Below are 6,237 nucleotides of genomic sequence, written 5' to 3' on the forward strand. Positions count from 1 at the left end.
CTCTTTCCCTCCCGACGCTCTTCCGATCTGCCCCGCAGGGGTGAGTCCGGCAAAGCCGGACGAATCAATCCTCCCCCCATCAGCGTCCTCCAGATCCACGCCTCTGGCATCCCGCCGGGTGGCCAACGCCACCCTTTCGCGGGCAAGGCCCGCTCCCACAAGTCTCTCCCCCCTTTCTTTCCCAATCCCCAGCTCCCCGCCCCGAAACCCACCCCCCAAGCCAGGCAAGCGAAGCAAAGCCAGGCGCCCCTCTACAAAGCCGCCCCCACACCCTTCATCAAAAAAATGTCAACAATCCACCCCCATCCCCCTACCAAACTCCCCAAAATCAACCACCCCAGTCCCCCATTACCTTGCCTGTTGTCGACAATCCCGATACATTGCGCCGAATCAGGGCGCCGGAACCCCGCCCAAAAGGCGGCGGATCCCCAGCAAAACAGCCCACGCTTGAACCTACCCGGGAGCGGAGCATGAACGATCTATTGGCCCAGGGCGTACAGCTCATGGTGCTGGGCATGGGCGTGGTACTCGCCTTTCTTCTGATTCTGGTGGCGGTGATGACCGGCCTCTCGGCCCTGGTTCAGCGCTTCGCCCCCGAAACCACCGGCGGCAAGCCCGCCACCGCGCCGGCCCCGGAACCCGCACCCCAGGTTTCTCCACACATTCGGGCGGCCATCCAGGACGCCATCCGGCAACACCGCGCCCAACGCTGATCGGAATCTTCCCATGACGACAAAAACGCCTCTCGGCATCACCGACGTGGTGCTGCGCGACGCCCACCAGTCCCTGCTTGCCACCCGCCTGCGCCTGGACGACATGCTGCCGATCGCGGAGAAACTCGACCGCATCGGTTTCTGGTCGCTGGAATCCTGGGGCGGCGCCACCTTCGACGCCTGCATCCGCTACCTGGGCGAGGACCCCTGGGAGCGCATCCGCGAGCTCAAGAAAGCGATGCCCAACACGCCCCAGCAAATGCTGCTGCGCGGGCAGAACCTGCTCGGCTACCGCCATTACGCCGACGACGTGGTCGACGCCTTCGTGGAACGGGCGGCGGAAAGCGGCGTGGACGTGTTCCGCGTGTTCGACGCCATGAACGACATGCGCAACATCGAGCGGGCGGTGGCGGCGGTGGTCAAACAGGGCAAGCACGCTCAGGGCACCATCGCCTACACGGTGAGTCCGGTGCACACCCTCGACGTCTGGGTGGAGCAGGGCAAACGCATCGAGGACATGGGCGCCGACTCCGTGGCGATCAAGGACATGGCCGGCCTGCTCACGCCCTACACCGCGTTCGAGCTGGTCAGCCGTCTCAAGCAGGCGCTGGATATTCCGGTGCACATGCAGTGCCACGCCACCACCGGCCTGTCCACCGCCACCGCCCTGAAGGCGGCGGAGGCCGGCATCGACAACGTCGACACCGCGATCTCCTCCATGTCGATGACCTACGGCCACAGCCCCACGGAAACTGTGGTGGCGATGCTGGAAGGCACCGACCGCGACACCGGCCTGGATATTCGCGCCCTGGAGGAAATCGCCGCTTACTTCCGCCAGGTGCGGCTCAAGTACCGGCGCTTCGAAGGCAGCCTGCGCGGCGTGGACTCGCGCATTCTGGTGGCGCAGGTGCCCGGCGGCATGCTCACCAATATGGAAAGCCAGCTGCGCGAACAAAACGCGCTGGATCGCTTCGACGCGGTGCTCGAGGAGATTCCCCGGGTGCGCAAGGACCTGGGCTACATTCCCCTGGTCACGCCCACCTCGCAGATCGTCGGCACCCAGGCGGTAATGAACGTGATGGCCGGCGAACGCTACAAGGCGCTCAGCAAGGAAACCCGCGGCATCCTGCGCGGTGAATACGGCGAAGCGCCGGCGCCCTTCGACGAGGCGCTGCGCGAGCGCGCCCTGGAAGGCGACCAACCGCTCACCTGCCGCCCGGCGGACCGGCTCGACAACGAACTGGACGCCCTGGGTCGCGAGCTGGAACAGCAGGCCACGGAGGAGGGCATCGAACTGGCCTCCGGCGAGCGCCGCCTGGACGACGTACTCACCTACGCGCTGTTCCCGCAGATCGGGCTCAAGTTTCTCGCCAACCGGGGCACCCCGGACGCCTTCGAGCCGGCGCCCTCCGAGGGCGACGACGGCCAGGAAGAGGGCGTCTACACGGTCACCGTGGAAGGCCAGCGCTACACCGTCACCGTCAGTGACGGCGGCGACATCGACGGCATCAAACCCCTGGACGGCGGCGCGCCGGCGGCCTCCGGCGCGGCCCCGGCGGCCCCCACCGGCGACGGCGAGCCGGTGCCGGCGCCGCTGGCCGGCAACATCTTCGAAGTGCTGGTCAAACCTGGCCAGCGGGTGGAAGAGGGCGAACGGGTGCTGGTGCTGGAAGCGATGAAAATGGAAACCGACGTGGCCGCGCCCCGCGCCGGCACCGTGGCCGAGGTGCGGGTGAAACCCGGTGACGCCGTGGCCGTGGGCGATGTGCTACTGACGATCGGGGGTTAAGCATGGAACAGCTCAATACCCTCTGGCTCAGCACCGGGCTCTATCAGCTCAGCGTCGGCCAGTTCGTGATGATCCTGGTGGGCCTGGTGCTGCTGTTCCTGGCCATCCGCAAGAACTTCGAACCGCTGCTGCTGATCCCCATCGGTTTCGGTGGCATCCTCGCCAACATTCCGGTGGCCGGCCTGGCGGAACCCGGCGGCCTGCTCTATCTGATCTACGAGGCCGGCCTCACCACCGGCGTATTCCCGCTGCTGATTTTCATGGGCGTGGGGGCAATGACCGACTTCGGCCCGCTGCTGGCCAACCCGCGCACCCTGTTGCTGGGCGCCGCCGCCCAGTTCGGCATTTTCGCCGCGCTGCTGGGGGCCCTGGCGCTCAATTACCTGGGCCTGGACTTCTCCCTGGCCGACGCCGCCAGTATCGGCATCATCGGTGGCGCCGACGGGCCCACCAGTATTTACGTCACCAGCCGGTTGTCGCCGGAGCTGCTCGGCGCCGTGGCGGTGGCGGCTTACTCCTACATGGCCCTGGTGCCGCTGATCCAGCCGCCGGTGATCCGGCTGCTGACCACCGAAAAGCAACGCCAGATCAAAATGGAACAGCTGCGTCCGGTGGGCCGGCTGGAAAAAATCCTGTTCCCGATTCTACTGCTGGTGCTGGTGGCGCTGCTGCTGCCGGACGCGGCGCCGCTGCTGGGCATGTTCTGCTTCGGCAACCTGATGAAGGAATCCGGCGTGGTGAACCGCCTGGTGGACACCACCACCAACGCGCTGATCAACACCGTCACCATCCTGCTGGGCCTGGCGGTGGGCGCCAAGCTCGGCGCCGAACAGTTTCTGGTGCCGGAAACCCTGGGTATTCTGGTGCTGGGCCTGGCGGCGTTCGTGATCGGCACCGGCACCGGCGTGCTGATGGCGCATGTCATGAACCGCTTCAGCAAGATCCCGATCAATCCGATCATCGGCGCCGCCGGTGTGTCGGCGGTGCCCATGGCCGCCCGGGTGGCCAACCGGGTGGGCCTGGAAGCCAACCCGCAAAATCATTTGCTGATGCACGCCATGGGGCCTAATGTGGCCGGCGTCATCGGCTCCGCTGTCGCCGCCGGGGTCTTGCTTAATCTGGCTGGATAAATTCGGATATGAACGCCCACTGGCTCGAACGTCTCAATGCGCTGTTGTTCCGTTTGCGCCACGTCTGGGCGGTGGGCAGCTTCAGCCTGGGGCTGGCCAGTTATTTTCTGGTCGAGCGCCAGCCGTGGCTGGCGGCGGTGCTCACCGCCGTGCTGGTGGCCACCTGGCTGGTGCTGATCACCAAGAACATCTGGCTGCGCCGCTTCCGCGGCACGCCCATGGAGCAGGTCGCCCAGGGCGCCCTCAAGCTGATGCTGCAGGGCGTTCACCAGGAAGCCTTCTTCTTCAGCCTGCCGTTCGTGGTGCTGCAGTGGTCCGGCGGCGCCGAATATTTCCTGTTCACCGGGCTGGTGGTCGCCGGCGCGCTGGTGAGCATCATCGACCCGCTGTACTTCCGGCTCGCCGGCCACCGCGCCTGGTATTTCGGCTTCCATGCCTGGGCGCTGTTCGTGGCGCTGCTGGTGCTGTTGCCGCTGATCTTCAAATGGCCCACCAACCAGGCCCTGGATGGCGCCGCCCTGTTGACCGCGCTGTTCGCGCTGCCCAGCTTCTGGCGGGTAGGCGGCCCGCGCCGCGCCTGGCGCTGGGCCGCACTGGTGCTGGTTTCCGCGTCGATTATCTCGGTGCCCTGGTGGGGCGCGCGGCTGGTGCCGCCGCTGAGCCTCTCCCTGGAGCACCGGGCGGTGTCGGTGAACTTCAACCGCGAACGCCGCCAGCCGCTGGTCACCGGTGAAACCTTCAGCCGGGAAGAGCTCGACGAAGGCCTGTACGCCTACACCGCCATCCGCGCGCCGCTGGGCCTGGGTCAGCCGGTCTATCATTACTGGTTCCATGGCCGCGAGCTGGTGGACAAGGTCCCGCTGAGCGTCACCGGCGGCCGCGAACAGGGCTACCGCACCTGGTCGCACAAACTGCATTTTCCTGACAACGCCAGCGGCCGCTGGCGGGTGGAAGTCCGCACCGCCAAGGAACAGATCATCGGCGTGCTGCGTTTCCATGTGACCGAACGCTGAGCCCGACCATGTGGCAGACCCTGCAAACCGCGCTCACGCCGTACATCTTTTCGCCGCTCACCGTGCTGCTGTGCCTGCTGGCCGCCGGCGGCTGGGTGCTGGGCGCCCGCCGCCTGGCCCGGCAAGGGCGCGCGCCCTCAGTGTGGCGCGCGCTGTCGTTCTTCACCGGCCTGCTGCTCTGCTACGCGGTGATCCACACCCAGTTCGATTACTACGCCCGCTACATGTTCTTCATGCACCGCATTCAGCATCTGGTGCTGCACCATCTGGGCGCCTTCCTGATCGCCCTGGCCAACCCGCTGCCGGTGCTGGCGGCGGTGGCCGGCGGCCGCCGCTTCCCGTTGCTGGCGCGGGCCTTCGCGCCGCTGCGGCGGGTGCTGTTCGACCCGGTGGTGGCCACGCTGCTGTTCGTCGGCCTGATCTTCTTCTGGCTATGGCCCTCGGTGCATTTCGACGCCATGCTCAGCCTGCGCCTCTACGAACTGATGAACTGGTCGATGCTGATCGACGGGGTGATTTTCTGGCTGGTGATCCTCGACCCCCGGGACCCGCGCCAGGCGCGCACCTCCGGCTTCGGCGTGCGCTTTCTGATGCTGGTGGCGGCGCTGTTCCCGCAGATCCTGCTGGGCGCCTACATCACCTTCTCGGAGCCGGGCCTCTATGACGTTTACGCCATCTGCGGCCGCGCCTGGCCGCTCAGCCCCGCCACCGACCAGGTGCTGGGCGGCGTGCTCACCTGGATCCCGCCGGCCATGATGACCATCCTCGGCGCCCTGGTGGTGTTGAGGTACTACTTGAATCACGAACAGCGAGGAGACTGATATGCGCATCCCCGGTTTGCTGATCGCCCTGTTCGCGGTGCTGCTGGCGGGCTGCGGCGAGTCCCCCGTGGCATTCCACGGCAAGGACATCACCGGCGTCATGGACGATCTCAGCTTCACCCTCACCGACGAAAACGGCGATACCGTCACCGAATCCATCGTCGACGGCAAAGCGGTGGTGCTGTTCTTCGGCTACACCCACTGCCCCGACTACTGCCCGATGACGCTGACGCTGCTCGCCCAGGCCATGAACACCCTGTCCGAGCAGGAGCGCGAACAACTGCGCGTGCTGTTCATCAGTGTCGATCCGGAGCGTGACACGCCGGCCTTGCTCAAGGAGTACACCGACTACTTCGGCCCCGAGGTGATCGGTCTCACCGGCAGCAAGGACCAGCTCGACGACGTCACCAAGCGCTACCGCACCGCCTACGGGTACGGCGACAAAGACGAGGAGGGCAACTACGAGGTGTCCCACGGGCTGGCCATGTACGGCTTCGACAAAAGCGGCCGGGTGCGCCTGCTGATGCGCAACGATCAGCCCGTCGAACAGGTCGCCGACGACCTGAAAGCCCTCACCGACCTGTAACCGCGGCCATTGGATGGTGTGGTCCCTCCATCAGGGGCGAGATGCCGGGCAGGGCTGCCCAGGACACGCCACGAGTACATCTATGTACACCTCTTGCAAGTGTTGCTTGTCTGCGATGGCTCAGTGAGCAAGGGAGATTAAACTGCGTACGTCTATCCGGCCTGTTGGTTGGGCCGATTTATAGA

General features: G+C 66.1%; 6 protein-coding genes. All 6 read left to right on the forward strand.

Going from position 1 to position 6,237, the window contains the following annotated elements:
- The first annotated feature begins 470 nt into the window (after positions 1-470).
- From ACEQZD_RS05800 to ACEQZD_RS05825, 6 genes are read left to right on the forward strand one after another with little or no spacing between them, the layout of a single operon-like run.
- Positions 471-713, forward strand: a complete 243-nt coding sequence (locus ACEQZD_RS05800) for an OadG family protein (protein WP_370184542.1) — start codon at positions 471-473, stop codon at positions 711-713.
- A gap of 13 nt (positions 714-726) precedes the next feature.
- Positions 727-2,502 carry a sodium-extruding oxaloacetate decarboxylase subunit alpha gene (gene oadA, locus ACEQZD_RS05805; RefSeq protein WP_370184545.1) on the forward strand — a complete coding sequence of 592 codons (1,776 nt, stop codon included), beginning with the start codon at positions 727-729 and terminating at the stop codon, positions 2,500-2,502.
- A 2-nt stretch (positions 2,503-2,504) separates the two neighbouring features.
- Positions 2,505-3,632, forward strand: coding sequence for a sodium ion-translocating decarboxylase subunit beta (locus tag ACEQZD_RS05810; RefSeq protein ID WP_194856347.1), 1,128 nt, complete (start codon positions 2,505-2,507; stop codon positions 3,630-3,632).
- 8 nt (positions 3,633-3,640) lie between these two features.
- Complete coding sequence (locus tag ACEQZD_RS05815; protein WP_370184546.1) at positions 3,641-4,645, forward strand: DUF5924 family protein; 1,005 nt, start codon at positions 3,641-3,643, stop codon at positions 4,643-4,645.
- An 8-nt stretch (positions 4,646-4,653) separates the two neighbouring features.
- On the forward strand, positions 4,654-5,466 hold the full coding sequence (locus tag ACEQZD_RS05820) for a cytochrome c oxidase assembly protein (protein WP_335628727.1): 813 nt from the start codon (positions 4,654-4,656) through the stop codon (positions 5,464-5,466).
- A gap of 1 nt (position 5,467) precedes the next feature.
- Positions 5,468-6,052: an SCO family protein gene (locus tag ACEQZD_RS05825; protein ID WP_142950187.1), complete on the forward strand. Its 585-nt coding sequence runs from the start codon at positions 5,468-5,470 to the stop codon at positions 6,050-6,052.
- The last annotated feature ends 185 nt before the right edge of the window (positions 6,053-6,237 follow it).

This window comes from Alloalcanivorax sp. (assembly GCF_964221125.1).
GTDB classification, from domain to species: Bacteria; Pseudomonadota; Gammaproteobacteria; order Pseudomonadales; family Alcanivoracaceae; genus Alloalcanivorax; species Alloalcanivorax venustensis.